Origin of the sequence: Saccharopolyspora antiqui (assembly GCF_052246905.1) — a bacterium.
In the GTDB taxonomy this organism is placed as follows: domain Bacteria; phylum Actinomycetota; class Actinomycetes; order Mycobacteriales; family Pseudonocardiaceae; genus Saccharopolyspora.
In genome coordinates, this window is record NZ_JBQQBO010000029.1 from 24380 (window position 1) to 50272 (window position 25893).

The 25893-nt window shown below is 69.1% G+C and carries 31 protein-coding genes; 12 read left to right on the plus strand and 19 right to left on the minus strand.

What is annotated here, in order from left to right:
• Positions 1-98 precede the first annotated feature (98 nt).
• Positions 99-626 carry a nuclear transport factor 2 family protein gene (locus tag ACTWQN_RS32325; RefSeq protein WP_443207422.1) on the plus strand — a complete coding sequence of 176 codons (528 nt, stop codon included), beginning with the start codon at positions 99-101 and terminating at the stop codon, positions 624-626.
• A 15-nt stretch (positions 627-641) separates the two neighbouring features.
• Here the strand turns inward: ACTWQN_RS32325 and ACTWQN_RS32330 are convergent, their stop codons facing one another.
• Complete coding sequence (locus tag ACTWQN_RS32330) at positions 642-824, minus strand: hypothetical protein (RefSeq protein ID WP_443207423.1); 183 nt, start codon at positions 822-824, stop codon at positions 642-644.
• Positions 825-900: 76 nt separating this feature from the next.
• Between ACTWQN_RS32330 and ACTWQN_RS32335 the strand changes: the two genes are divergently transcribed.
• Entirely contained in the window at positions 901-1965 is a 1065-nt protein-coding gene (locus ACTWQN_RS32335) for an aldo/keto reductase (RefSeq protein ID WP_443207424.1), read from the plus strand.
• A 136-nt stretch (positions 1966-2101) separates the two neighbouring features.
• Here the strand turns inward: ACTWQN_RS32335 and ACTWQN_RS32340 are convergent, their stop codons facing one another.
• The 10 genes from ACTWQN_RS32340 to ACTWQN_RS32385 form a co-directional block, all read right to left on the minus strand.
• Positions 2102-2758 (minus strand): GntR family transcriptional regulator, encoded by a 657-nt coding sequence (locus tag ACTWQN_RS32340; protein WP_443207425.1) that lies wholly within the window; start codon positions 2756-2758, stop codon positions 2102-2104.
• On the minus strand, positions 2751-4952 hold the full coding sequence (locus tag ACTWQN_RS32345) for a penicillin acylase family protein (RefSeq protein WP_443207426.1): 2202 nt from the start codon (positions 4950-4952) through the stop codon (positions 2751-2753). Before ACTWQN_RS32345 ends, ACTWQN_RS32340 begins: the two co-directional genes overlap by 8 nt.
• A complete protein-coding gene (locus ACTWQN_RS32350; RefSeq protein ID WP_443207427.1) occupies positions 4949-5914 on the minus strand; it encodes an ABC transporter ATP-binding protein in 966 nt (321 codons plus the stop codon). The genes ACTWQN_RS32345 and ACTWQN_RS32350 overlap by 4 nt, the downstream gene beginning before the upstream one ends.
• Positions 5914-6876 carry an ABC transporter ATP-binding protein gene (locus tag ACTWQN_RS32355; RefSeq protein ID WP_443207428.1) on the minus strand — a complete coding sequence of 321 codons (963 nt, stop codon included), beginning with the start codon at positions 6874-6876 and terminating at the stop codon, positions 5914-5916. The genes ACTWQN_RS32350 and ACTWQN_RS32355 overlap by 1 nt, the downstream gene beginning before the upstream one ends.
• Positions 6869-7714, minus strand: coding sequence for a polysaccharide deacetylase family protein (locus tag ACTWQN_RS32360; protein WP_443207429.1), 846 nt, complete (start codon positions 7712-7714; stop codon positions 6869-6871). Before ACTWQN_RS32360 ends, ACTWQN_RS32355 begins: the two co-directional genes overlap by 8 nt.
• Positions 7711-8487 (minus strand): SDR family NAD(P)-dependent oxidoreductase, encoded by a 777-nt coding sequence (locus tag ACTWQN_RS32365; protein ID WP_443207430.1) that lies wholly within the window; start codon positions 8485-8487, stop codon positions 7711-7713. The genes ACTWQN_RS32360 and ACTWQN_RS32365 overlap by 4 nt, the downstream gene beginning before the upstream one ends.
• Entirely contained in the window at positions 8484-9359 is an 876-nt protein-coding gene (locus tag ACTWQN_RS32370; RefSeq protein WP_443207431.1) for an ABC transporter permease, read from the minus strand. Before ACTWQN_RS32370 ends, ACTWQN_RS32365 begins: the two co-directional genes overlap by 4 nt.
• Positions 9356-10342, minus strand: coding sequence for an ABC transporter permease (locus ACTWQN_RS32375; protein WP_443207432.1), 987 nt, complete (start codon positions 10340-10342; stop codon positions 9356-9358). The genes ACTWQN_RS32370 and ACTWQN_RS32375 overlap by 4 nt, the downstream gene beginning before the upstream one ends.
• A 1-nt stretch (position 10343) precedes the next feature.
• A complete protein-coding gene (locus ACTWQN_RS32380; RefSeq protein ID WP_443207433.1) occupies positions 10344-11864 on the minus strand; it encodes an ABC transporter substrate-binding protein in 1521 nt (506 codons plus the stop codon).
• A gap of 431 nt (positions 11865-12295) precedes the next feature.
• Complete coding sequence (locus ACTWQN_RS32385; RefSeq protein ID WP_443207434.1) at positions 12296-13075, minus strand: SDR family NAD(P)-dependent oxidoreductase; 780 nt, start codon at positions 13073-13075, stop codon at positions 12296-12298.
• Between the two features lie 120 nt (positions 13076-13195).
• On the opposite strand from ACTWQN_RS32385, the gene ACTWQN_RS32390 reads away from it, so the two are divergent.
• The 3 genes from ACTWQN_RS32390 to ACTWQN_RS32400 all read left to right on the plus strand — a co-directional run bounded on the left by ACTWQN_RS32390 (position 13196) and on the right by ACTWQN_RS32400 (position 15706).
• A complete protein-coding gene (locus tag ACTWQN_RS32390; RefSeq protein ID WP_443207435.1) occupies positions 13196-13735 on the plus strand; it encodes a DinB family protein in 540 nt (179 codons plus the stop codon).
• A gap of 378 nt (positions 13736-14113) precedes the next feature.
• On the plus strand, positions 14114-14812 hold the full coding sequence (locus ACTWQN_RS32395) for an alpha/beta fold hydrolase (protein ID WP_443207436.1): 699 nt from the start codon (positions 14114-14116) through the stop codon (positions 14810-14812).
• Between the two features lie 72 nt (positions 14813-14884).
• On the plus strand, positions 14885-15706 hold the full coding sequence (locus ACTWQN_RS32400) for an inositol monophosphatase family protein (RefSeq protein ID WP_443207437.1): 822 nt from the start codon (positions 14885-14887) through the stop codon (positions 15704-15706).
• A gap of 24 nt (positions 15707-15730) precedes the next feature.
• On the opposite strand, the gene ACTWQN_RS32405 is transcribed toward ACTWQN_RS32400, so the two are convergent.
• Positions 15731-16018: a nucleotide-binding domain containing protein gene (locus ACTWQN_RS32405; protein WP_443207438.1), complete on the minus strand. Its 288-nt coding sequence runs from the start codon at positions 16016-16018 to the stop codon at positions 15731-15733.
• Between the two features lie 44 nt (positions 16019-16062).
• Between ACTWQN_RS32405 and ACTWQN_RS32410 the strand changes: the two genes are divergently transcribed.
• Positions 16063-16488 (plus strand): hypothetical protein, encoded by a 426-nt coding sequence (locus tag ACTWQN_RS32410; protein WP_443207439.1) that lies wholly within the window; start codon positions 16063-16065, stop codon positions 16486-16488.
• 180 nt (positions 16489-16668) lie between these two features.
• Positions 16669-16989, plus strand: coding sequence for a hypothetical protein (locus tag ACTWQN_RS32415; RefSeq protein WP_443207440.1), 321 nt, complete (start codon positions 16669-16671; stop codon positions 16987-16989).
• Positions 16990-17138: 149 nt separating this feature from the next.
• Here the strand turns inward: ACTWQN_RS32415 and ACTWQN_RS32420 are convergent, their stop codons facing one another.
• Positions 17139-17882 carry a 3-oxoacyl-ACP reductase family protein gene (locus ACTWQN_RS32420; protein WP_443207441.1) on the minus strand — a complete coding sequence of 248 codons (744 nt, stop codon included), beginning with the start codon at positions 17880-17882 and terminating at the stop codon, positions 17139-17141.
• A gap of 121 nt (positions 17883-18003) precedes the next feature.
• Between ACTWQN_RS32420 and ACTWQN_RS32425 the strand changes: the two genes are divergently transcribed.
• Entirely contained in the window at positions 18004-18618 is a 615-nt protein-coding gene (locus ACTWQN_RS32425) for a TetR/AcrR family transcriptional regulator (protein ID WP_443207442.1), read from the plus strand.
• Positions 18619-19194: 576 nt separating this feature from the next.
• On the opposite strand, the gene ACTWQN_RS32430 is transcribed toward ACTWQN_RS32425, so the two are convergent.
• Positions 19195-19317, minus strand: a complete 123-nt coding sequence (locus tag ACTWQN_RS32430) for a hypothetical protein (protein WP_443207502.1) — start codon at positions 19315-19317, stop codon at positions 19195-19197.
• On the opposite strand from ACTWQN_RS32430, the gene ACTWQN_RS32435 reads away from it, so the two are divergent.
• On the plus strand, positions 19290-19466 hold the full coding sequence (locus tag ACTWQN_RS32435; protein ID WP_443207443.1) for a mycothiol transferase: 177 nt from the start codon (positions 19290-19292) through the stop codon (positions 19464-19466). The genes ACTWQN_RS32430 and ACTWQN_RS32435 overlap by 28 nt on opposite strands.
• Before the next feature lie 16 nt (positions 19467-19482).
• Here the strand turns inward: ACTWQN_RS32435 and ACTWQN_RS32440 are convergent, their stop codons facing one another.
• The 4 genes from ACTWQN_RS32440 to ACTWQN_RS32455 all read right to left on the minus strand — a co-directional run bounded on the left by ACTWQN_RS32440 (position 19483) and on the right by ACTWQN_RS32455 (position 21226).
• A complete protein-coding gene (locus ACTWQN_RS32440; RefSeq protein WP_443207500.1) occupies positions 19483-19800 on the minus strand; it encodes a transcriptional regulator in 318 nt (105 codons plus the stop codon).
• Between the two features lie 2 nt (positions 19801-19802).
• Entirely contained in the window at positions 19803-20282 is a 480-nt protein-coding gene (locus ACTWQN_RS32445) for a hypothetical protein (protein ID WP_443207444.1), read from the minus strand.
• An 87-nt stretch (positions 20283-20369) separates the two neighbouring features.
• Complete coding sequence (locus tag ACTWQN_RS32450; protein WP_443207445.1) at positions 20370-20996, minus strand: helix-turn-helix domain-containing protein; 627 nt, start codon at positions 20994-20996, stop codon at positions 20370-20372.
• Positions 20993-21226 (minus strand): hypothetical protein, encoded by a 234-nt coding sequence (locus ACTWQN_RS32455; RefSeq protein WP_443207446.1) that lies wholly within the window; start codon positions 21224-21226, stop codon positions 20993-20995. Before ACTWQN_RS32455 ends, ACTWQN_RS32450 begins: the two co-directional genes overlap by 4 nt.
• Before the next feature lie 208 nt (positions 21227-21434).
• Here ACTWQN_RS32455 and ACTWQN_RS32460 point away from each other — a divergent pair, with 208 nt between their 5' ends.
• Positions 21435-22532 carry an NsdA family TPR-like regulatory protein gene (locus ACTWQN_RS32460; RefSeq protein ID WP_443207501.1) on the plus strand — a complete coding sequence of 366 codons (1098 nt, stop codon included), beginning with the start codon at positions 21435-21437 and terminating at the stop codon, positions 22530-22532.
• Between the two features lie 462 nt (positions 22533-22994).
• Here ACTWQN_RS32460 and ACTWQN_RS32465 read toward each other — a convergent pair whose 3' ends face one another.
• Positions 22995-23963, minus strand: coding sequence for a sporulation protein (locus ACTWQN_RS32465; protein WP_443207447.1), 969 nt, complete (start codon positions 23961-23963; stop codon positions 22995-22997).
• Positions 23964-24124: 161 nt separating this feature from the next.
• Here ACTWQN_RS32465 and ACTWQN_RS32470 point away from each other — a divergent pair, with 161 nt between their 5' ends.
• Both ACTWQN_RS32470 and ACTWQN_RS32475 read left to right on the plus strand, forming a co-directional pair.
• Complete coding sequence (locus tag ACTWQN_RS32470) at positions 24125-24754, plus strand: helix-turn-helix transcriptional regulator (protein ID WP_443207448.1); 630 nt, start codon at positions 24125-24127, stop codon at positions 24752-24754.
• Positions 24738-25868, plus strand: coding sequence for an aminotransferase class I/II-fold pyridoxal phosphate-dependent enzyme (locus ACTWQN_RS32475; protein WP_443207449.1), 1131 nt, complete (start codon positions 24738-24740; stop codon positions 25866-25868). The genes ACTWQN_RS32470 and ACTWQN_RS32475 overlap by 17 nt, the downstream gene beginning before the upstream one ends.
• The last annotated feature ends 25 nt before the right edge of the window (positions 25869-25893 follow it).

A 25893-nucleotide genomic window follows, 5' to 3' on the forward strand; every position in this document is an offset into this window, starting at 1 on the left:
GTATGGCCAAAGGTCTTGGCTCGTGGCGGGAAGCGCGGGTTTCCTGGATCTCGCCGGGTTTTCCCCGGCTCGATTTCGCGTCCGGAGGGGAGCACTCGATGGCTGGAGTTTCTCGTGCGGCACTGCTGCGCGCGGCCGGGTTTTCGGCGGCCGGTCTCGCCCTGGGATCCGTCCCGCGCACCGCGGCGGGCAGTGCACGAGAGCATCCGAACGTCGTGCTGATCACGGAGTACTACGCGGCCTACGCCGCAGGAGATCTCGACGCCCTGCGCGATCGGTTCTTCGCGCCCGACATCTCGTGGACCATCCCCGGTCATCACCCGCTGGCGGGCACGAAGCGCGGCGTGGACGAGGTCATCGCGTTCTTCACCCAACTCGGCCTCGTCGGGATGCGGGCGGAGACGTTCTTCCTGGCCGCCGACGGTGAATGGGTCGCCGACCTGCACCGGGGTTGGAGCACCGCGCCGGAAGGGCTCGACACCACGTGGGCGCTGGCCTTCCGGATCCGGGACGGCCGCATCGTCGAGGCGATCAACTATCCCGGCGACCAACACGCGGCGGACGCCTACTTCTGGGCGAACTTCCCGCTGGCCCCGATACCGGATCGGCTCGACCAGGGGACGTGAGGGGCCGCAACGTGGTCAGCGGGCCGGTATCCAGCCTTCCGCGCGTGCGAGTTGGCAGTCGGTTTCGACCAGTGCGCGCGTTGCTGGGTGGGCGGGCGGTCGCCAGATGATGTCCAGGTTGACCGGTAGGTGCTGGCCGATCGGCAGACACGCGACTCCGCCCGGCAGGTGCTCCCGCAGCGACAGCGGGAGGAACATGAATCCGCGGCTTTCCAGGTGCGGGTTGCGCGACCTCGCCGAACGGTGCGGGACTGGATGAACAGGAGTTGGGGCCGTGCCACAGGAAAACCAGCCGTCGACCGCGACCCGGCGGCAAGTGCTCGCCGCGGCAGCACTCGGTGCCGCCGGAACCGTGCTGCCCGCCAGCACCGCGTCAGCAGCCGGAGAGCTGATCACGAGACCGATTCCGGGAACCGGTGAGCGGCTCAACGCGGTCGGGCTGGGCACGTTCATGACCTTCGACACCGTGCCCGGCGCACCGACCGCCAACCTGCGCGAGGTGCTGCGCCGCTACTGGGAAATCGGCGGCCGGATCGTCGACACCTCGCCGCTCTACGGCGCCTCGGAGGCCAACCTCGCGGCCTTCGCCGCCGAGATGGACATCAAGTCCGAGATGTTCGTGACCAACAAGATCTGGGCGACCGGCGAGTACCTGTGGGACGACGGCGTGGCGGCGCGCAGCCTCCGCAACTCGGTGGCCCGGCTGTCGGACGACGGCAAGATCGAAGTCGTCCAATGCCACAACCTGGTGAACGTCGACTGCCACGTGCCGCTGCTGCACGCTTGGAAGAAGGAAGGCCGAGTCCGCTACCTCGGGGTGACGCACCACGACGTGAACTACTACGGGCCGCTGGCGAGCTGGGTGGAACGCGGCGAGCTGGACTTCGTGCAGGTCCGGTACTCGATCGCCACGCGGCAGGCCGAGGAGCGCATCCTGCCAGCGGCGGCTGATCGCGGTGTCGCGGTGCTCGTCTGCATGCCGTTGGAAAAGGCGCGCCTGCACCACCTCGTGGCGGGCCGGGAGGTCCCCGGGTTCGCGCGGGAATTCGGCATCCGGACCTGGGCCGAGTACTTCCTGAAGTGGATCATTTCGCATCCGGCGGTGACCTGCGCGCTGCCCGCGACGACCAACCCCGACCACCTGCTGGACAACGTCGCGGCCATGCGCGGCCCACTGCCCGATCCGGAGCTGCGGAACCGGATGCTGCGCCACGTGGAGTCGATACCGGGTTTCGATCGGCTTGAGGCGATGCCGTGGTACCCGGGCAAGAGGTTCAACGGTCTGGTCTCCCGCGCTCAGGCCGAGATGCGCCGTCGCAGCCCCTGGTGGCCTGCGTAGCCGGGCCAGGTCGGCGCGGGTGGCGAAGACGGCGATTTCGCGCGAAAGCGGCGCTTCCCATGGGGAGAGGGTGGCGATTTCGCGCGAAATCGCCACCACGTCCCCTAATCCGACGCCGGGCCCGGTGCTCCCGCCTTCAGCTCGGCAGGGCGGATTCCAGGGCTCGGATGACCTGGTTGACGTGGCGTCGGGTGGCCTGTTCGGCGGCGGCTGTGTCGCGGGCGAGCAGCGCGTCCACGATTTCGGCGTGCTCGTCGAGGCTCGCCTCGGGGCGTCCCGGCACCTTGATCGTCACGTTCTGGCCGAGCTGCAACTGCGCGCCGAGCAGGTCCGCGATGGCCAGCAGGCGGCGATTCGACGAACCCCGCCAGATCAGCGCGTGGAACTCGCGGTCCAGTTCGGCGTAGCGCTCCACATCGCCGTTCGCCACCGCCAGGCGCTGCCCGGTCAGCAACTCGCCGAGCCGGTTCAGCAGCTCCGGCGGCCGGTCGCGGGCGATGTCGCGTGCCGCGAGGGTGTCCAGGGCCGCGCGCAACTCGTAGATGTCGCGCATGTCGGCCGCGGTCAGCTCGGCGACGAAGTAGCCGGAATGCTGGCGTGCCACCAGGAAACCCTCGCGTTCGAGGATCGCCAGCGCCGCCTTGACCGGTGTCGGTGAGATGCCGAGCCGTTCCGTGAACGGTCGCACGGTGACCCGCTGGCCCGGCCGCAACTGCCGTTTCAGCACCGCCTCGCGGACCGCGACGTAGGCGGCACGGACCAGGCTGGCCGCTTCGGGAGGCTGGTCACTCACCTGGTCGCGTCACCTCCGGGTGCATCGGGACGAGCTCGTGCCGTTGCCAACCGCTCAACTGGTCAGCGTAATGCGCCGAACCGGGCTGTCCGGACGCTCCGCCAGGAATCACCCAACCCGACGCGCCCAGCTCCGCGAGGTCGAGGACCTGCCGGTACACCGACAGGTTGGTGATGTCGAACGGCGCGCCGGGCGCCCAGCCGTACGCGCCGTTCTGGATGGTCTCGTTGTCACCACCGATCCCCACCCGCGGCGGGTCGAACTCGCCGCCCACCACCGGATGCAGCGGATGGCGCGCCGCCGTGCGGTGCACCTCGCCCCACGGCTGCAGCCCGGACCGGTTCGCCTGCTGCCAGGCCGCGGCCAGCGCGTCGGCCAGCAGTTCGTCGCCCAGCTCGTGGGCTGGCAGCACGCCGTCACGCGGCCAGGTCAGGCTCGCGAACCAGCGCCGCAGCACCACCGGCATGCCCGGCAGCCCGCACGCCATCAGCCACGACCGCGTTTCGGCACCGATCTCGCGGTCCAGCACCCGGCGCGCCACCTCCCGGCGGAAACACGCGTGCACCAATCCCACTTCCCCGCCGGGACCCAGATCTCCGTCGCCTGCCGCGAGCAGCGCGCGGGCCTGCTCGGCGTCGCCGGTGAACGGGCCCCGCGCGGCCAGCAGCTCCGACCAGCGCCGCGCCGCGACCGAGCGGGTGTCGCCCTGCCACGCCCGCATGTCCGCGACGGTCGCGGGACCGGCCGCCGCCGCCAGCTCGTGGATGCGCTCCACGCGGTAGCAGTCGTTGAGGGCGTGCGAGACGTAGGGCCGCTCGTCGGCGGTCACCGTGTTGTTCGCGGTCACGATGATGCCCTCGGGCGGGTCCTCGGTGCGCGGCATCTCGGCGAAGGGCACGCGTCCGCGCCAGTGGTGCTCGCGCTTCCAGCCGGGCACCGGAACCTGAGCCGCCGCAAGGCTTTCCCGGGCGGGGAGCGTGCCGCGCAGCAGGTAACCGATGTGCCCGTCGACGTCCGCGGCGAGAAGGTTGTTGAGCGGATCCACCCAGCCGTCCTGCGCGTCGAGCAGCGTGCGCACGTCACCTGCCAGCAACATCCGCCGCAGCACGCCGAACTGCTCGCAGGCGCCGTCGGTGGCCGTCCACCGCAGCGACACCGCCCACTGCGAGGATGGCCCGCCGCTGCTGGGATCGCCGTGCACGACCGGACCGTTGGGCGTCCGCCAACAGCGTTCGACGTGGTCTTCACCATCGCGCACGACGATGCGTTCGTCGCGCACCTCGGCAGGCACCCAACCGTCGGCGGTCCGGACCTCCCCGGCGCGGAACTGCTCGACGAACAGGTCCTGCGCGTCACCGGCGGCGTTGGTGATCGCCCAGCCGACCCGGCCGTTGTGCCCGAAGTGCGGAAAACCGGGGATGCCCGGGAAGGTCGCGCCGGACGCGGCGAACTCCGGGCAGCGCAGGTGCGCCTGCCAGTAGGTGTTCGGCGCATCGAGCGCGCGATGGGAATCGTTTGCCAGCAACGGCTTTCCGGTGCTGGTGCGGCTGGGGCCGAGCACCCAGGCGTTCGAGCCGCCTTCGGACTCGGCGAAGAAACCCAGGTGCTCCGCCGCGGCCTCGACGTCCGCCCTGGCCTGCTCCACCAGTTCGGCGCGCCGGTTGTCGTCCGGGATGCGCGCCAGCGGCGGCACCGTCACCCGCATGCCCGGCAGCGGCTGCGGGTTCAGCTTCTCGGCCACCTCCGCACCCGTGCGGGCGCGCAGTGCCGCGCGGGCGACCTTGTACTGCCATGCGCCCATCAGCACGTGCCGGATCTTGAACGCCAGCACCGAATCCTGCGGTGTCCACGCCTCCCAGCCGATCCCGCCCCGGTCGTACTCGACCGGTGTGCCGTGCGCGGCGACGTAGCCGTTGACCCCCGCCGCGTACTGCTCGAAGGTGTCCAGCGTTCGCGGATCCATGGCCGCGACGTCCGCTGCGGCGGCATCGACCAGCCGCAGCCTGCGCGCGAGCCGGTCGGCCGGGAGCGCGGCGGCGCCGACCACCTCGGCCCACCGCCCGCGAGCCCGCCGCCGGTCGTATTCCAGCTGCCACAACCGGTCCTCGGCGGCGGCCCAGCCGAGCTCGTACCAGGCCTGCTGCTCGGTGTCGGCGACCACGGAGGGGATGCCGTACTCGTCGCGCGTGATCATGCCGTCCCCACCTGCGCGGTCTCGGCGTAGTGGCAGGCCGCCGCGCGATTGCCGGAAAGCGGCCGCAGCGCGGGATCCTCGGTGCGGCAGCGTTCGGTGGCCAGCGGGCAGCGCGGCGCGAACGCGCACCCGGTGCGCTGCGCCAGCGCACCCGAGGCCTCGCCGATCTGCCGGACGGCGTCCGGACCGGTGTGTTCCCGCACGCGCGGCCGGGGCACGGCGGCCAACAACAGCTGCGTGTAGGGATGTCGGGGATCGGCGAACAGCTCCTCGGCATCGCCCTCTTCGACGATCCGGCCCAGGTACATCACGGCGACCCGGTGCGCCAGGTGCCGCACCAGCGCCAAGTCGTGGCTGATGAACAGGTACGTGATGCCCCGCTCGACCTGCAACCGCCGCAGCAGGTTGACCACCTGGGCCTGCACCGAGACGTCCAATGCGGACACCGGTTCGTCGCACACCAGGAACTCGGGGTCCAGCGCGATGGCCCGCGCGATGGCGACCCGCTGCCGCTGGCCGCCGGAGAGCTCGTGCGGATAGCGCTCGGCGAGCGCGGGGGACAGGGTGACCGCGTCCAGCAGCTCGCGGACCCGCGCGCCGACGTCGCCGGAGAACCGGTGCACCCGCAGCGGTTCGGCGACGATCTGGCCGACCGTCATCCGGCCGTTGAGCGAGTCGTAGGGATCCTGGAACACCGGCTGCATGGTGCGCCGCAGCTGCCGCAGCTCGCGCTTGGCGATCGAGTGCACCGCGCGCCCGGACACCTCGACGGTGCCCGCATCGGGGCGCTCCAGCGCGAGCAGCAGCCGTCCGGTGGTGGATTTCCCGCAGCCGGACTCGCCGACCAGCGCCAGCGTTGTGCCGCGCTCGATGCGCAGCCCGACCCCGTCCACCGCGGCGACCGTGCCGCCGCGCACCGGGTAGCGCTTCACAAGTCCTTCCGCCACAACGAGATCCGTCATCAGGCGACCTCCGTCCGGGTGCCGGTGTGCGGGTGCCAGCAGGCGGCGACGTGCCCGTCACCGGAGAGTTCGGGTGCCGTGCCGCACTCGTCGTCGGCGCGGGCGCAGCGCGACCGGAACGCGCAGCCTTCGATGCGTTCGCCGACCGCCGGAACCTGGCCGGGAATGGTCGGCAGGTCACCGGTTGGCGGTCGGTCCGGGTCGGGCACCGAACGCAGCAGCGCCGCGGTGTAGGGGTGGCGCGGCGATTCGAGCACCTCGCGCGCCGTCCCGGTCTCCACGACCCGGCCCGCGTACATCACCGCGACCCGATCCGCGATCTCCGCGACCACGCCCATGTCGTGCGTGATGAACAGCAGCGCCGTGTCGCGGGTGCGTTCCCGCAGCAGCGCCAGCACCTGGGCCTGCACCGTCACGTCGAGCGCGGTGGTCGGCTCGTCCGCGATCAGCAGGTCCGGCGCACCGGCCAGCGCGATCGAGATCATCACGCGCTGCCGCATCCCGCCGGAGAGCTCGTGCGGCAGCTGCCTGGCCCGCGCCGCCGCGTCGGTGATGCCCACCGACTCCATCAGCTCCACGGCCCGGCGCAGCCGCGCGGACCGGCTCATCGAGGTGTGGATCGCGAGGACCTCGGCGATCTGGGTGCCGATCTTCGTCGTGGGGTTCAGCGAGCTCATCGGATCCTGGAAGATCATCGACACCCGATCGCCCCGGATCCTGCGCAGCTCCCGATCGCCCCGGCCGATCAGCTCGGTGTCGGCCAGCTTCGCGGACCCGGACACCCGGGCGGCCGGTGGCGTGAGCCCGAGCAGCGCGAGCGCCGTCAGGCTCTTGCCGCAGCCCGATTCACCAACCACCGCAAGGGTTTCGCCGCGGCCGATGCTCAGGTCGACGCCGCGCACGGCCTCGCGCCCGGCGCCGAAGTCGACCCGCAGGTCCCGTACTCGCAGCAGCTCAGTCATGACCCGGCCTGCCCAACCCGTCGAGGGAAACGTCGTAGCCAGCGCCGTGCGCGCGGTGGTGCTCGGCCAGTTCGCGGACGGTCGGCGTGCACACCGCGTCGTCGGCGACGACCGGCGCCAGCAGCGCTTCCAGCGCGGCGACGCGGGCCGGGCGCCCGGACAGCCAAGGATGCACCGTGATCATGCACAGCGTGCCGTGCTGCTTGGCCGCCGCGATCTCCGCGGCCCAGCCGTCCCGCACCGTCGGCGTCGTCGCCGGGGGCCGCGGATCACCGCCGACGTAGCGGTAGTAGGGCGCGTCGTCGGTCGCCCAGTCCACCGGCACCTCGACCAGGCCGTCCACGAGGTACGGACGATCGTCGCCCATCAGCGAGCTGTCGTAGTCCACCCCGAGTTCGTGCAGCACTGGGAAGATCGTGGTGTTCATGTCCCAGCTGGGGGAGCGGTAGCCGGTGGGGCGCTGGCCGGAGATGGCGGTGAGCGCGTCGGCGGCCCGCGCCAAACTGCGGTGCAGGTCGTCGCGGGGCAAGCTGGTCGGCGGTTCGTGGCACCAGCCGTGCAGCGCGAGTTCGTGCCCGCGGCGGTGGACCTCGGCGACCCGGTCTGGATAGCGGTCCGCGATCCAGCCCGGCACGAAGACCGTGGCGCGCAGGCCGAGGTTGTCCATCATGGACAGCAGGTTCATGATCCCGCGCCGCGGGCCGTAGCGCCGCTGCTCCAGTTCGCCGACCGCGTCGCCGGGATCGTTCCTGGTGCGCCACAGGTGCGGCGACTCGCCGTCGAAGTCGAGGGTGAAGCACACGGCGGCTCGCGCGCCACCAGGCCACGGATAGTTCACGACCCACCTCCAGCCGGTGTGAAATCGCCCGCGGTGCGGCCGCCGTCGACGTCCAGCGTGGCGCCGGTGACGAAGGAAGCCGCGCTCGAACACAACCAGAGGATCGCCGACGGCGCGTCGTCCGGCCCGGACGTGCGCCCCAGCGGGATCGCCGCGCGCATCTTCGCGACGTGCTCCGCGGGCAGTTCGCTGACCTCGCTGCCGGGCGCGAAACCGGGGCCGACGCTGTTGACCCGGATTCCGGCTTCACCGGTCTCCAGCGCCAGCGAGCGGGTGAGCATCTCCAGCGCCGCCTTGCTCGCCGAGTAGACGCCGCCGGTGCGGGTGGGTCGCTTGGCGGCGCCGGAGGAGATGTTGACGATGGAGCCTGCGGTGCCGGTCCGGGTCATCGTGGCGATCACGTGCCGCGCGAGCTGGTAGGGCGCGATCACGTTGATGTCGAAGATCCGCTCGACCACCGCTCTGTCCGTTGTGGACACCGGGGTGCGCGGGTAGACACCGGCGTTGTTGATGAGGATGTCGGCGGTCGGCCAGCGCGAATCGATCGCATCGGTCAATTCCTCGACCCCGGCGGCGGTGCTCAGGTCGGCCACGGCGTGCTGCGCGCCGAGTTCTGCGGCCAGGCTGGCCAACGGCTCGGACCGGTTGTCCGAGAGCAGCAGCCGTGCCCCCTGGGCGTGGAAGGCCCTGGCGGTCCAGGTGCCGATCAGTCCGGCCGCGCCGGTGATGACGACGCGCCTGCCGGTGAACTCGTCGCGGTAGTCGGGGATCATGCCGCCTGCCTCCGCATCGTGGCCCGCTTGACGAGCCGCCGCCGGAAGAGTCCAGAGCGCGGCAGATCCGCGCGTTTGGCCGGGTCCAGCCGGTCGCGCGCCGCATCGCCCAGCAGGTTCGCCGCCAGCACCAGCAGGAACAGCGCGATGCCGGGGAACGTCGCCAGCCACCAGGCGGAGGCGATGTACTGCTGGCCGTCGGAGAGGATCGAACCCCACGACGCGGTCGGCGGCTGCACGCCCAGCCCGAGGAACGACAGCGACGCCTCGTAGATCACCATCAGCCCCAGCTCCAGGGTGCCGACGACGATGGCCACCGGCAGCACCTCGGGCAGCACGTGCCGCAGCACGATCCACCAGCCCGGCGCGCCGGTCGCGGTCGCCGCCCGGACGAAACCTCGGCTGCGGGCCTGCAGGGTCGCGGAGTGCGCGACGCGGGCGTAGCGTGGCCAGCGCACCAGCGCCAGGCACACCACCACGTTGAGCAGGCTCGGTCCGAGCACCGCCACGACGAGGATCGCGAGCAGGAAGAACGGCACCGACAGCACGATGTCGACCAGCCGCATGAGCACCGCACCGATCTTGCCGCCGCGCCAGGCCGCGATCATGCCCAGCGCCACCCCGACGACCCCGCCGACCAGCACCGCGCCTACCGCGACCAGCAGCGAGACCCGGGCGCCGTAGATGACGCGCGAGAGCACGTCGCGGCCGAGCGCATCGGTGCCGAGCAGGTGGTGCGCGCCGGGCGGCAGCAGCCGCTGCGCCAGCGCCACGGCGTTCGGGTCCTGCGGCGCCAGCAGCGCCGCGTTGATCGCGGCGAGCACGTAGATCGCGAGCACCACGAGCGGGATGAGCACGGTTCGCCGGTTCATGGCGCACCTCCGGTGAGACCGCTCGCGACGCGCCGGTCGATCACGCAGTAGAGCAGGTCGGTGAGCAGGTTGATCACGATGTAGACCGCCGAGGCGAACAGCACGATCGCCTGCACGACGGGGAAGTCGCGGGCGGCGACGGACTGGATGGTCAGCTGCCCGATGCCGGGCCAGGCGAAGATCACCTCGGTGACCACCGCGCCGCCGAGCAGGTTGGCCAACTCCAGCGCGGCGACGGTGAGCACCGGAATCGCGCTGTTGCGGGCGAGATGCCGCAGCACCAGCCGGGTCGTCCCGGCGCCCTTGGCCCGCGCGGTGCGCACGTAGTCCTGCGAGAGCTGTTCCAGCACCGCGCCGCGGGTCACCCGGGCGATCGCGGCGGCGGACAGCGACGCGAGGGTGACGCTGGGCAGCAGCAGCGAGAGCGGACCGTCATAACCGGTCGAGGGCAGCCAGCGCAGCCCCACCGAGAACACCAGCACCAGCAGCAGGCCGGTCCAGAACGCTGGCATCGCCTGCCCGACCAGCACGATGGGCATCAGCACCCGTTCCTGCCAGCGGCCCCGGTTGAGCGCGGTGATCACGCCGATCGAGACGCCGACGAGGAGGGAGAGGACCAGCGCGGCGACCGCGAGGTTGGCGGTGTAGGGCAGCCGTTCGGCGATGAGCGTCGCCGCGGGCCGGTTCTGCACGTAGGAGTAGCCGAGGTCGCCGCGCACCGCGCCGCCGAGGAAGGAAACGTACTGGTGCCACAGGGAATCGCCCAGCCCCAACTGCTCGCGGACCCGATCGATGTCGGCGGCCGTCGCGCCTTCGGGCACCAGCAGCCGAGCCGGGTCGCCGGAGAGGCGCAGCGCGAAGAAGACGATGGTGGTCACGCCGAACAGCGCCAGCACGGCCTGCCCGATCCGGCCCGCGATGTAGCGCGGCGTCGCCGGGATGCTCCTGGCCCGCCGACGGGTCGGCACCGCGATCGCCGTCATGTCAGCTCACCTTCATCTGGTCGAGGAACAGGCTTTCCGAGGCGTCCGGTGTCCACTGCAGACGGGAGTTCGCGCCGTAGACCGCGTAGGCCTGGAACAGCCCGATACCGGGCAGGTCCCGGTTGAGCAGTTCGAACGCCGACCGGTACAGCGCCATGCGCTGCTGCGGATCGATCACCTCGCGGGCCTGCTCGACGATCTCGTCGAATTCCGGGTTGCTGTAAGAACTCCAGATCTCGCCGGTGTGGAACAGCGGGTAGATGACCCCGTCGGAGTCCAGGCACGAGCAGGACCACTTGCCGAACCGGATCGAACCCCAGTTGTGCGCCGGGTCCTGCACCTTCTTCAGGTAGGTCGCCTGGTCGCTGTTCTGGATCTCGACCTGCAACCCCACCGCGGCGAGGTCGGCCTGGATGGCCTGCACGATCTGCGGGTCGAACGACGGCGAGGTCACCATGACCAGCTTCGCGCCGACCGCCCCGGCCTCGCGCAGCAGCCGCTTCGCGTCGTCCGGGTCGTGCTCGTTGTTCGGCAGCGACCTGTCGTAGCCGAAGGCCAGCGGGGTCGCCATCGAGTTGATCGGCTGGGCGTAGCCGCGTTGCAGGTTGTTGATCAGCGCCTGGTAGTCGATCGCTTCGGCGATGGCCTTGCGCACCCGGGGGTCGTTGGTCGGGCCGCCGCCGATGGCGTTGAAGGCGACGTAGGCGACGCGTTCGGTCGGGGTGGACAGGATGGCGAGGTTCGGGTCGCGGCGGATCTGGTCGGCGGCGTCCGGGGTGAGCGCGGTGGCCAGATCGGCCTTGCGGGACTGCAGGTCCGCCACCCGGCTGGCCATGTTGGGCACCGCGCGGAAGACCGCGGTGCGGATCTGCGTCGGTGGGCCCCACCAGCGCGTATTGGCCTGCAGCACCACTTCCGAGCCCGCGGTGGCGGACCGCAGGACGAACGGGCCGGATCCGATGGGTGCGACGGCGAACTGCTTGTCGCCCACCCGCTGCACGTAGGCCTGCGGGACCACGGACAGCGACGTCAGGTAGCTCAGCAGCGTGGGGGAGGGGACCGAGGTGCGCACCACCAGGTCGGCGCCGTCGGCGCTCGCCTGGCTGATCACCGAGAAGTTCGCGTACTGCTGGCTGCCGAACTTCTTGTCCAGGATCCGGTTGATGGAGAAGGCCGCGTCGCCCGCCGTCAGCGGGCTGCCGTCGCTGAAGGTCACGCCTTGCCGCATCGTGAACCGCCAGGTGACCGGATCGGTCTGCCGCCACGACGTCGCCAGCCACGGCACGACGGCGTTGGTGCGGGAGTCGCGGCGCAGCAGTTGGTCGAAGATGTTGCGGTACACGGAATAGGTGTCGGTGTCGTACTGCTTGCCGGGGTCCAGTGTGGACGGATAGTTCGCGGTGTCGATCACGATCGTGCCGGGGCCTCGGCTGGCGGTTGCCGGTTCGATGCCGCACGCGGCCGTGCCGAAGCAGAGCGTGGCGATCAGGAGGATCAGGGTCGTGCGGAAACGTCGGTTCATTGGGTTCGATCCCGTCAGATCGCCTAGGTCGCTGGCAGCGAAGCTATCAGATCAGATCCAATTTCCATTACCAAGCTCGTCAGGTGGACTTAATGAGCTGGCAACATGGCCGGGATCGGGGTCCGTCTTCGTGAGCAGGTGGGCATCGCCGTCGATCGCTCGGAGTACCTGATGTCGGCGCCGGTGCAGGCAGGAGCCCCTGGTTGTGTCGGTGGCGATTTCGCGCGAAATCGCCGTTTCGCAAGGGGGGGGTGGGGATTTTGGGCGCTACCTCGCCCCACTACGTACTCGACTTTGGATCCAAAAAGATCAGGGCCGCTGACATCTCCCAGGGTTCAGCGGCCGATGAATTCAACGGCGAGGCACCACGGCTTGGGCGCATTGGGTTGAAACGTCCTGTCCGGGCGTTGTTTTCGGCTTGTCCGGATCGGCTAGGTGTACCGGGCGGCGATGATCCCCCGCAACCCGGCCAGATCGCGCAGTTCGTCCTGGAGTGCCGCGACCGTCTCCCACGCGGAAACGTCCTGCAACGTCGGGATGCACACGAGCTCGCCCCGATCGAGTCCGGCGAGCGCCGCCGCCACCAGTTCGTCGGCGGTGACGAAGGATTCGTCGGGGAACATCGAGGCGTCGGTGCCTGCCGCGTCGAAGAATTCGGTGCGGACCGGTCCGGGCAGCACGACCTGGACCTGCACGCCGGTGTCCGTGGTCTCGCGTTGCAGCGCGCGGGAGAAGTGCAGCACGTAGGCCTTGGACGCGCCGTAGGCGGCCCCACCGGGTGGCGCCCGGAAGGCGCCCAGCGAGCCGATGTTGACCAGCTGTCCGCCGCCGCGCGCGCGGAACGCCAGCAGCGCCGCGCGCGACAGCCGGGTGAGCGCGAGCACGTTGAGCGCGACCAACTGCGCGAGGGCCTGCGGGTCCGCATCGACCAGGGGTTTGAGGGCGCCCATTCCGGCGTTGTTGACCACCACCGCCAGATCCGGACTATCGGCGATCACCGCCTCGACGGCCGCGATACCGTCCTCGCTGGTCAGGTCCACCGGCAGCGACCTGACGTGCGCGGAGTCCAGGTCCGCGGCGAGCTCCGCCAACCGGTCCGCGCGCCTGGCCACCAGGATCAGGTCGTGGCCACGCGCCGCGAGGCGGTGCGCGTACGCCCGGCCGATGCCCGATGAGGCCCCGGTGATCAAGGCTGTGGTGCGTTCGTCCATGAGCTGCCTCCCCGAAGACCGAGGCTAGCCGATAGTCGCCACGGGGTACCCGCCAGCGATGCCGCTACTCCTGCCGGAAGTCCCGGGTCGCAGCTGGTCCCGTCGGTAAGCTCCGCATTCATGACCGACGTGGACGAGCAGGGACGCCCGGAACCGCCCATCGCGGGTGACGAGACCTCGACCCTCCTGGGATTCCTGGACTACCACCGGGCGACCCTGGCGTGGAAGTGCGCGGGGCTCGACTCGGCTGCCATGCGGGCGACGGTCGCCGCCTCGCCGATGACGCTGGGCGGAATGCTCAAGCACCTGGCCTACGTCGAGCACGCCTGGATCTCCTGGCGGCTGCACGGGCACGACCTGGCATCGCCGTGGGACGAGGTGGACTGGGCCGCCGACCCCGACTGGGACTGGCACTCGGCCGCCGAGGACAGCCCGGAGCAGCTGCTCGCGCTCTGGCAGGACACCGTGACCCGTTCCCGTTCCCTGGTCGCGGAGGCGCTGAACGACGGTGGCTTGGAGCGGGTGATGCGGCGCGCTTGGCCGGATGGCAGACGCCCGAGCCTGCGATGGATCCTGTGCCACCTGATCGAGGAGTACGCGCGGCACAACGGCCACGCCGACCTCCTGCGCGAGTCGGTGGACGGCCTCACCGGGGAGTGACCCCCCGCGCGACCGCTCCCGTACGGGTGACGAGTGAAGGGCACCTTTGACCGGCATAGTCGGTCGAAGGTGCCCTTCACTCATGTCGCGTCCAGGTGAACCGGGGCGATCCGGGGGTGGCTCGGCGCCGTTTGGGTGAAGGGCGCCTTTTGCCAAGTTAGTTGGTAAAAGGTGCCCTTCGCCTCGGTTGGGTTGATCGGAAGGTGGATACCCTGGATACCCCCTGGGTGTATGCGGTATAAAGGTGGGGTTGTGGCGGTTTGGTTGGTTGGTGAGGAGAGGTTTATGGGGGATGACAGGTTTGTTGCGCGTGAGGGTGCGAGGATTGCTTACCAGGTAAGTGGTTCTGGGTCGCTGGTTGGGTATGCGCATGGGGTCATGTTGAGTCGGGATGCGGTGCGGCGGCTTGAACTGTTCGATTTCGAGTCGCTTGCTGCTGATCATCGGCTGCTCACGTACGACCAGCGTGGTCACGGCCACTCGACTGGGCGCCCGGTCGCCGAGGATTACCGGTTCGAGAACTTCGCCCGGGACCTGCTCGCGCTGCTCGACGAGTTGGGCGACGACCGGCCCATGGACTTCGCGGGTTCCTCGTTGGGCTGCGACAACGCCCTGCGCGCCGCGCTCGCCGCGCCGGATCGCTTCCGCCGCCTGGCGCTGCTGATCCCGCCCGTCGCATGGGAAAGCGGCCCCGGACAGGCGAAGCAGTGGTACTTCGACACCGCCGACGACATCGAGGAGCTCGGCGCCGGGGCATGGCGGCAGCAGCTGGCGAACGCCGATCCGCTGCCCATCTTCGCCGAGTACCCGAAGTTCGACCTGAGTCCCGACGTCGTCGACGAACTGCTCCCGTCGATCCTCAGAGGAGTCGGCATGTCGGATCTGCCAGCACCGGAGGAGATTGCGACGCTGCCGCATCCGACTCTGATCCTGGCGTGGGACACCGATCCGCTGCACCCGGTGTCCACCGCGGAAAGGTTGCACGACCTGATTCCCGATTCCACGTTGCACGTGGCGAAGTCGGTGGCCGACATCAAGAGCTGGACGGGCCGCATCGCCGACTTCTTCGCCAGCTGAAGCCACCCTGCCGCCCACCCGAGTTCCGCCGAGGCTGGGTACTCGCCGTCCGGGCCGCGATAGCCTCGGGGCATGGATGTCGAGTTCATCGACGACGTGCTCAGCAGCGTCGCCGCAGCGGAGATCATGCCCAGGTTCGGGCGGCTGTCGGACGCCGACGTTGCCACCAAGACGTCGGCGTTCGACATCGTCTCGACCGCGGACCGGGCCGCCGAGCACGCGATCGCCGAGGCGATTCGCGGGCAGTACCCCGGCGCGACCGTGATCGGTGAGGAAGCCGCGGCCGCTGATCCGGCCATTGTGGACGGTGTCGACGAGGTCGAGCTCGCGTTCCTGCTCGATCCGCTCGACGGGACCAAGAACTTCGTGGCCGGGCTGCCGTTGTTCGCCGTGATGGCGGCGGTCGTGCGGCGTGGTCGGATCGTCGCGGGTGTCATCCACGATCCAGTCACCGGCACGTCGGCGATCGCGACCGAAGGCGGCGGTGCGTGGCTCCGTCGCGACGGCGCCGCGGCCGTCCGGCTGCGCGTTGCCGATCCGGTGCCGGTGAGCGAGATGGAGGCCGTCGTCGGCACCCAGTTCCTGCCGGAACCGCTGCGCGGCACCGTCACGGCGAACCTGTCCGCCCTGGCCAGTCACACCTGGTTCCGCTGCGCCGGGCACGAGTACCGGATGGCCGCGGCCGGACAATGCCACCTGCTGTCCTACAACCGCCTGATGCCGTGGGACCACGCACCGGGCTGGCTGCTGCACCGGGAGGCGGGCGGCTACAGCGCCCACTTCGACGGCACGCCGTTCCGCCTCAGCCGCATGTCCGGCGGCCTGCTGTGCGCCCCCGACGAAGCCTCCTGGCACGCGGCCCACGACACTCTGTTCGCCGGAACCACCACTTGATGGGAGATCTCGGTCTTCCGGGCGTCAAGCGTGCGTGGTTGTGCTGGCTGTTGCTCGGGCCCGGCGCACGCTGTTCACCACGGCGTCTTCCGGGCCGTAGGCGCCGGGTTTCATGACCAGGGTGAGTCCGTCGAACGGTCCGCCCACCACGCGTGTCTCCACGATTCCCACCCCGTACCGGCCCAACGGTTGCAGGGCCGTCGCGTCGAGCGCCCGCGCGATCGCCATCGCGGTGTCGCCACCGGTCGCGACCACCGCGCGGAAGTGGTCCAACGCCAGCGCCCCGAGATATCCGGCGAAGGAGAGGTCCACAGTGGAGTCTTTGTTGGTTTGGGGCCCTTGTTGGTTTGGGGCGAGTGCAAGACGACCGCGCCGTGCGTGCGGTGCCCGCGACCGACCTCTTCCGCCAACTGCCGCCGCACGGACTCCTGCCCGCCCGGCACGGCGACGATGACCAGCGCGCCCGCCGCGCGCAGCCGGTCCACCTGCTGCTCGGAGACGCCGCTGCGCGATCCGACGAGCACCAGGACCGGTGGGCGCATGTCCATTTCGGACATCGAAGCCAGCTCCGCGCGGCACAACGCGGTCGCCAGCTCGGAGGTGCCGCCGAACCGCCGCATCCCGACCCGCAGCGCACTGCGCGCGATGAGGTCGAGGTGTTCCTGCGTGATCGCATCGCACAGCGGCGGCCGAGTACGCCGTGCTCGGCATCGTCACCGCCAAGCCACAGACCATCGGCTTTGCCGAAGCCGCCGGGCTGCTGGCCGCTGTGGAGACCGTGACACGCGCCCTCGGCGACATGCACTTGACGGAAGGCCAGACCCTGCTGATCGACGGCGCCGCTGGCGGCGTGGGCAGTGCGGCGGTGCAACTGGCCGCGCGCCGCGGGATACGAGTGATCGGAACCGCCAGCGAGGCCAACCACGACCACCTCCACGCACTCGGCGCGATACCCACCCGTTATGGGGCGGGCCTGGTCGACCGAGTTCATCGCACTCGCGCCGGACGGCGTGCAGGTGGCCCGGGACATCGACCAGCCCTTGGAGAGCAGCGAAGCGCAGTTGGGCTCGATGCTCCACGACTACCAGAAGAAGGCCGCCTTCGGCGCTGCGATCACCTCGCTGGCTCCACCCGGAGTGCTCGCCGAAGACCTCACAGCAGACCAAGTAACGGACTTCCTCTTCGCCGTCAGCCTGTCCTGGAAACACCAGGCCGCGTCGCGCACCGACTTCCGCGACCGGGTCGGAGGGCTCGTGAGCCTGATCCGCCGGGTCGGCGACTGACCAAAGCCCTTTCAGGGATACGTATTTCAACCCGCGGGCCAGGACTCGTTGATGCCTGACCGCGTGACCCCGCTAGCCCGTCGCGCAACGCCCAGCCGAAAAACCGGTGACTCGCACTCCTCTGTCCGGGCGTCCGGAATACCAGGTATTCAGGCGGTGTAGCCGCCGTCGATGTTCAGGCTTGCGCCAGTCATGAAAGCCGCTTCCGGACCGGCGAGGTAGGAAACCATCGCGGCGACCTCGTCGGAGGTGCCGTACCGGTCCAGAGCCATCACGCTCAGCATGCTCGCAGCCAACGGCCCAGTTGCGGGGTTCAGATCGGTGTCAATCGGGCCAGGCTGAACGTTGTTCACGGTGATACCGCGCGGCGCCAGTTCCCGCGCCAGTCCACGGGTGAGGCCCGCGACAGCGGCTTTGGTCATCCCGTAGACCGACAGTCCAGCGATCGGAATCCGGTCGGCGTTGATGCTGCCGATGGTGATGATCCGCCCCCCGTCGCTGAGGTGCTTCAGTGCCTCCCGAATAGCGACCACCACACCACGAACGTTCACGTCGATCAGCCGGTCGATGTCGTCCATGGACAACTCGTCCACGGGTTGTACCGCCCCGACGCCGGCATTGTTCACCAGAATGTCCAACCCGCCGAAGGTCCGCACCGTCTCGGTGACAGCGGCGGCGACATCGTCATGGTTGGCGCTGTCAGCGTGGATGGCCACCGCGCGGCCGTTGGCCGCCTGGATGCCCGAGACGACCTCGTCGGCCTTGTCTCTGGAGCTGGCGTACGTCAGCGCGACGGTTGCGCCATCGGCCGCCAGACGCCGAGCCACAGCCGCTCCGATACCCCGAGAACCACCAGTGACAAGGGCGGTCTTTCCGCTGAGCGGGTTGGCCATGTTGATCTCTCTTTCGACTTTTTGACTCCTCGTTCAACATGTCATCGAACAGCGGCCTGGTCAACCGATATATTGAACGTTCGTTCCCGAATCGAGGTGTTGTGAGGTGTCTAACGTGCCGATGGGTCGCCCACGAGAGTTCGATCTGGACGAGGCGCTAGCCGCCGCGCTGCGCGTGTTCTGGGCGAAGGGCTTCGAAGGCACGACGATCGCGGATCTCACCGAGGCCACGCAGCTGAAACGGGGCAGCATCTACGCAGCCTTCGGCTCCAAGGAAGGTCTGTTCCGCCGGGCCCTGGACCGCTACGTCGAAACCGTGTTCAGCTACGCCGACGATGCGCTGGCCCAGCCCGCCGTGCGAGCAGTCGTCGAGAGGTTCCTACGCGGCGCCGTCCAGGCCTGCACCGGCGAGACCACGCCGGCGGGCTGCCTGCTCGTCCAGGGTGCACTCGTCGCTGGCGACGAGGCCCGCGAGATCCGCGACGAACTGGCCAACCGTCGAGCCATCGGAAACGCTCGGCTCCGAGAACGCTTCGAACGCGCGGCCGCTGAAGGCGACCTGCCTGCGCACGTCGACCCGGAGGCGGCCGCCCACTACGTCAGCGCCCTCGCTCAGGGCATCGCCGTCGAAGCCTCATCCGGTGTCAGCCGAGCACGGCTAGAACAACTCGTCGATCTGGCTCTACTTCGACTTCCCTGGGAACAGGGCACACTCTCCGCTGGTGGCACGTTGTGAGCTGCCTTCCGCTGGGTGTTCGTGGCGCAGGAAGATACTGATCAGGGCCCCGCCGCAATCCCGAGCCGTCAAGATCCCCCACGGGTCGCGTCGGCATATCCGGTTCGATCGATCACGATCATCCACTGTGAACTCCTGGTCGGAAGTTGAATGATCAGGAAGTCGAGGATCAGGCAGGTTTGGACGAGGACGCTGGTCGGGAGACTGGGTCGATCTGGATGCGTTCGAGTCGGTTGCGCACGATCGCGGCGTCGGGCAGCGGGCGATGCGGGCCGAGTTCGTGTCGATTCAATCCCAGGCTCGGCTGCATCGAACGTGCCGCTGATGATCGCGTGAATCTGCCGGACCGTCGAAGCAGCCATTGGCTTGCACCCGTGGACTCGGCACTGTTCGGCTTTGCAGTCGTGTTCACCGCTCGTCTTGTGAGGGAACCGCTGATGCCTGTGGCCACCGAACTCCTCCTCGCCCCGCCACGGCGAAGCCGCCTGCAACACCGCACTTCTCGGGATTTGTCCATTTAGGAGAAAAAGCGGCGGGCGCTGGGAACGTGCCCCCGGCGCCCGCTGTGCGAGGCGGTCAGAATTCTTCTTCGTCGCCTTCGAAGAAGTCGCCGACCTCGTCGATCACTTCGCCCGCGATCATGCCCCCCACGATTCCGGCACCGACGCCGAGTGCGGCACCGGCGACCATGCCGCCCATGCCGGAGCCGTGGTGCCGGTGGTGGTGATCATCACGGCAGCCGCCCGAGCCTGCGATGGGTCCTGTGCCACCTGATCGAGGAGTACGCGCGGCACAACGGCCACGCCGACGTGCTGCGGGAGTCGGTGGACGGGAGTACCGGGGAGTGACCGCCCGCCCGATCGCCTACTGCTCCGGGTTGGGCTCGTCCTGGTGGTCGACGATGTCGCGCAGCGCCGCCACGTGCGCCCGGTAGGCGGCCCGACCGGTCTTGGTCAGGTGCAGCCAGACGCGTTGCCGGGTGTCGCGAACGGCCTTGCTCTGCCCCACGTAACCGGCGTTGACCAGCACGCTCACATGTTTGCTCAGCACCGATGCGCTGACCCCGAGTCGATCTTGCAGTAGCGCGAATTCGGCGTGTTCGACGACGTCGAGCAGGGCGCAGATCCGCAGCCGGTTCGGGGCGTGGATGATCGTGTCGAAACCGTCGGCGGGATCGGACATCGTCACGCCGACTTCCGCACCCGCTGCCGGGCCGTGGCACCCATGATCAGGATCACGGCAGCGATCACACCGGACGCGACGAACGGGGCCCAGGCCTGGTCGTACAGGATGGTCAGCAGCGACGCGACGATCACGGCGACGGCAACGACGACCGCGAACGGCAGCACCAGCTTCGGCGGCACCAGCCTCAGTCGCGGCACGACACCGTACTTCCGCACGTACGTCCCGACCGTGATGCCGAACAGCGCGGCCCACACCACGATGCCGAGCAGGGCCAGCCCGATGCCCAGGGGCGTTGACGGGGCGAAGTTGATGACCGGTGCGACGGCCGCCATGGCGGCCATGGCTATGAAGTACCACCACGGCGGCGGGGTGCTACCGAGTGCGGCCTGCGCCTGTTCGGCCTCGCGCAGCGCGGCAGCGGCCTCTTCCCGAGTCGGCCGATCGATGGGTTGTTCCGGCGACGTTCCGTTGGTTTCCATGCCGGAAAGTGAAGCAGTGACTTTCCATGTTGTCAATACGAGAGTTTCTGCTGCGGAAAGTTGGGGTTGCGTGCTCGGGCGTTCTCCCTAGTGCTGAGATGGTTCCTCGGTCGGGAACAGGATCATGCTCAGCAGATGGGGGTTTCGGCCCGGCGCGGGTTCGTTTTGCGCCCTCGTCGCGAGGACGGCGCGCAGCGCGCTGATCAGTTCGGCGAGCTCGTCCGGGCTGAGCCAGAGCGTGCCCTGCCGGTAGCCCACCGAGTCGGCGGTCGGATCGGCGCCGTCCCGATCGAGGTAGGCGTTGAACTCGGCCAGCAAAGCGGCCATCGCCGCGGCTGCGTCGGCGTCGATCGCCGTCCGCTCGGGGTGCAGCCGGTAGTGGCGTTCGACGGCGCCGTGCACGCGCTGTTCGTCGGCGACTTCCAGTAGTCCCGCGTCGGTCAGCACGCCGACGTGCCGGTAAACGGTGGTCTTGGGGACGTCGGGCAGGCGAGCGCACAGCTCGGACGTGGTGCGCGTGCGGCCGCCGGACATGGCGTGCACGATGCGCAGCCGGACTGGGTGCAGGAGCTGGATGATCCGGTCCTCCAGTTGCTGGTCGATTGGTGGCCAGTCGATCGACTCGTCGATTAGCCAATTGTGATCTTCAGTGATCGGTGTGCTGTCCGGTTCCGGGTCAACTGGTGTGCCATTCAGCCAGGGCAACGGGTTCATGGGCCCTTCATTTCTTTCAGTGTCTCGTTGCAGCTCGAACAGGTTGGGGCGTGGATCCAGTCGATTTCGGAAGGCTTGGCGAGAGCGAACACCTCGTCGCAGACGGATGTCGCGGACGGGCCTGCGTCCGCGCTGGCGCCGAAGAACGCGTGACGAACCAGGCCGTGGGAACTCGTGTCGTCCGGAACTGGTCGCCAGAAGTACCGCAGCCATGCCTGTGTCGTCGTCATGAGAGCTCCCATTCGCGTGTGCCGTCAGTCGTTGCTTCGCGACGCTTGGTTGGCGGGGCAGTCCCCGCCAATCGGTCGGGGAGCACTTCGGGAGGGGGCGTTGGAAGTGCAACGATCAGCGAGGACTGCCTGTAAGTAGTTTCGAAGGCACGGACAGTAAGCGGTAGGGTTTGGCTGTTCACAGGTGTTCACAGTGGGGGCGGGGCTGATGACGACGGGTGCGGACTTGCGGGCTGCCCGCGATGCTGCGGGGTTGAGCTTGTCTCGGATGGCGCGGCGCACGCACTTCGCCAAGTCGTACTTGAGCCTGGTCGAAACCGGGAAACGGTCAGTGGCGCCGGATGTGGTCAACGCCTACGAGCAGGTACTCGGCGTGCCGTTGCGGCCCGCTGCGAGTGATCCGGTGCGGATCGCCCATGAATGGCTCGTGTCGGAGTCACCGATCGCCGTTCAATTCCGTTCCGGTCGACGGGTCGGTGATTCGCTGGCGGACGAGCTGGAAACCCGCGTGATCGAGCTTCGTCATCTCGATGATGTGGTGAGCAGCCGGGATCTCTTGCCTGCTGTTTCGAAAGAACTGGGGGAAGCTGACCGGCTTGTGCGGTCGGCGAGCTTCTCGGAGCCAGTGGGCCGACGCCTGTTCACGGCCGTTGGGGAACTGGCCCAGCTCGCTGGTTGGATCGCCAGCGATGCGGGCCGTTATGCCGAAGCGCAGCGGCTGTACATCTCAGGTGTGGGAGCGGCCGCGGGGGCGTTCGATCGCGTTCTTGGGGCTCAGCTGTTGTCGAGCCTGAGCTATCAGGTCGCGAACATCGGCAACCCGCGCGACGCGGCCCTGTTGGCTCGGACCGGCGTGAAAGGTGCGGACGGGGCAACGCCCGTTGTGCGTGCACTACTGCTCGAACGCGTGGCGTGGGCGTCGGTCAAGGCCAACGACATCCGTGGCACCTGGCGGGCGCTGGATGCCGTGAACGACTCGTACGAACGACGAGGCGACGCCGGATCTGAGCCGGAGTGGGCCTACTGGCTCAACCGATCCGAGATCGACGTCATGGCAGGTCGGTGCATGATCGAGTTGGGCAGGCCGAATGATGCAGAACCGCTCCTGTCGAACGCTGTCGCGAACTACCCTCCCGATCACGCCAGGGAGGTAGCGCTTTACCTTTCGTGGCTTGCTGAATCCCATGCCCGGACCGGTGATCTGGACGCCGCCCGCGACGCCATCGAGCGGGCACAGCGCTACGCAACAGCCATGCCCTCAGCCAGAACCGACGACCGGCTCCACGCGGTACGACAGATGCTTTGACCACCCCTGCTCGCCGCGACGCGTGGTACAGCCACTGTTCAGATCGCATACGCTCCCAGATGGTGCCCTTCACTGCGCTCCATCCACCCGATCGCGGGCGGGAGCTGCGGAGGCAGGAGTCCTCGACTCCTGACCGGCCGTGCGGCACACCATGTCGGGACACAGATCGACAGCCACCATCTGCGTTGTGAGCGCGAACGTGGAAATCCGTTGACGCTGAACATGTTCGCAGCATGTGATCATCGACAGGCCACCTACGCGGGTGGAGGACGCGGACCTCGGAGACGCCGCTGGGCGATCAGACAGGCGTCTCCGTCCATATTGGATGGTCGACCGGTGTGAATCTTCGTCCTGCGGTCGCGGAGTTTCCGGCCGACTTTGTCGTCCCTTGCGGACTTCTCGAAGGAGCTGAGGTCAACAGCGGGCGCCGGGAGCGTGCCCGGCGCCCGCTGCGAGAGGCGGTCAGAACTCTTCGTCGCCTTCGAAGAAGTCGCCGACCTCGTCGATCACTTCGCCCGCGATCATGCCCCCCACGATTCCGGCACCGACCCCGAGTGCGGCACCGGCGACCATGCCGCCCATGCCGGAGCCGTGGTGCCGGTGGTGGTGATCGTCGTCGTAGTGGTGGCCGTGGTGCCCGTGCCCGCCCATCGCGCCGCGTCGCTGGGCGGCCTGTTCCAGCCATTCGTGGATGCGTCCGGCCCAGTCGGTGGTGAGCGCTTCCTCGTGGGTGGTGTGGAACCGGCCGAAGGCGTCGTGGCCGGAGCTGAAGAATCCGCCGCGCTTGTCGGCCTCCAGCACCACGTCCAGTCCGTGCGGGCTGGCGACGAAGGTCAGCTCGACCTCGTTGATGCGCCCGGCGAACTGCGATGGCGGGTAGAACTCGATCTCCTGGTAGAACGGCAGTTCCTGGTGGATGCCGTGCAGGTGGCCGTGTTCCAGGTCGGCGCTTCGGAAGTGGAAGCCGAGTTGGGAGAACGCCTCCAGCACCTTCTCCTGCGCGGGCAGGGGTTCCACCGAGATCGGGTCGAGGTCGCCCTTGTCGGCGACCTTGGCGATGGCCAGTTCGGTGCGCACGCCGAGGAGCATGCCGTGCAGGTGCTGGCCGTAAACGCTGGTGATCGGTGTTTCCCACGGCACCGGCAGTTCGAACGGGATCGTGTGGTGCTCGCCTTCGGCGAGCGCGAAGCGCCCGCCGAAGGCGACGCGGTGGAACTCCACCCCGGCATGTCCTTCGTGGTCACCGTGTTCGGTTTCGATCTGCGTCACCAGTCCGAGCGCGACGTGCTCGATGGTGACGTCCTGGTTTCCGCCGGTGATGCGGACTTCCCCGGCGAGGCTCGCACCGGGGCGGACGTGCGGGTGGTGCAGCACGGTGTCCACCGACGGACCGCCGACCCCGAGTGCGCCCAGAAGTTTCTTGAAGACCATCAGCCTGGCCCTTTCCTCGCCGGATCATCGTCCACGCCCATAGCAACGGAACAGTGGACCAGTCGGGTTCCGGACAAACGCGCCAAAAACAGTGATCAACACTACATCACCGGACACCATGGGTTGGACTGTTCGTCCGATCTGGATGTACCGTCCAGAGCATGAGCGAGCTGGCCGCGCGGTGGGCGCCGGTGTGCGAGGCGATCGTGCGGCTGTTGTCCCCGCACGCGGAGGTGGTGCTGCACGATCCGCGCAGCGACCGGGTGATCGGGATCTGGAACCGGTTTTCCGGCAGATCCCCAGGTGATCCGTCGCTGCTGGGCGAGCTCGACGGGCTGCGGCCGGTCGGCAAGGACGTGTACGGGCCGTACCCGAAGTCGTTGCCCGACGGGCGGCGGCTGTCGAGCGTCAGCGCCGTCGTCCGGGACGGCGATGGGCGCGCCGAAGTCGTGCTGTGCGTGAACGTCGACCGGACCGCGTTCGACGAAGCCGCTCGGCTGCTCTCCGGATTCGCCGCACCGGCCACCGGTCAGCCCCAGGCCCTGTTCGAGCGCGACTGGACCGAGACGCTGGGCGAGGTGGTCGGCGAGTTCGTCCGCGATCGCGCCACCCCGGTCGAGCAGCTGAGCCGCCAGGACCGGCTGGCGCTGCTGGCGCGACTGGAGGGCGCCGGGGTGTTCTCGCAGCGCCGATCCGTGCCGGTGGTGGCGCGCGCACTGCGGATGTCCCGTTCGACCGCCTACCAGCTGCTCGCCGAAATCCGGAAGGAATCCGATGCCGACGCTTCCTGACTTCCGCCTGGAAACCTACTTCTCCCGCTGGGAGTTCACCGCTCGCCACCACCTCACCGCCTCGGACGTGCAGACCATGGCGGTCTCGGAGCTGCTGGAGCTGGCCGACGACGACGGGCGGCAGCGATGGGAGACGCTTTCGCTCGGCTACACCGAAACCTGGGGTCTGCCCGCGCTGCGCGAGGAGATCGCGGCGACCTACCAGGAGGTCTCGCCGCAAGACGTGCTGTGCTTCGCGGGCGCGGAAGAAGGTCTGTACCTGGCGATGCGGACGCTGCTGGACCCGACGGAGCACGCCATCGTGATCACCCCGAACTACCAGGCCGCCGAGACGATTCCGCTTTCGGTGTGCGAAGTCTCGGGCGTCGCGCTGCGGTCGGAGCAGGACTGGGCGCTGGACGTCGCCGAAGTCGAGCGGCGGCTCCGTCCGAACACCCGGCTCGTGTCGGTCAACTTCCCCAACAACCCGACCGGTGCCGTGCCCGACCTGGAGACCTGGACGAACCTGGTGCGGCTGTGCGAGGAGCGCGGCATCCTGCTGTTCAGCGACGAGGTCTACCGCGGGCTCGAACTGGACCCGGCGGCGACCCTTCCGCAGGCCGCGGACCTGTCGAACTCGGCGCTGTCGCTGAACGTGATGTCGAAGGCCTACGGGCTGCCGGGCCTGCGGATCGGCTGGATCGCCTGCCGCGACCGGGAAATCCTCGGCCGACTGGAACGCGCCAAGCACTACACGTCGATCTGCAACTCCGCGCCGAGCGAGGTCCTGGCCCTGATCGCGCTGCGCGCCCGCAGGCGGATCCTGGCGCGCAACCGGGCGATCATCGCCGAGAACGTGCCGCGCTTCGACGCGTTCTTCAACCGGTATCCCGATCTCTTCGAGTGGCAGCCGCCGCGCGGTGGCTGCGTGTGCTTCCCGCGGTACCTCGGTGCCGACGGCGTCGAGGCGATGTGCACCGAGCTCGTCGAACAGCGCGGCGTCCTCCTGCTGCCCGCGAGCATCTACGGCTCGCGGCTCACGCCGACACCGGCGGACCGGTTCCGCATCGGGTTGGGCCGCCGGGGCGCCGACGAGGCGCTGGCCGCCTGGGCGGACTGGCTGGAAACCCGGTGATCGAGCCGCGGATGCCCGGCATGCC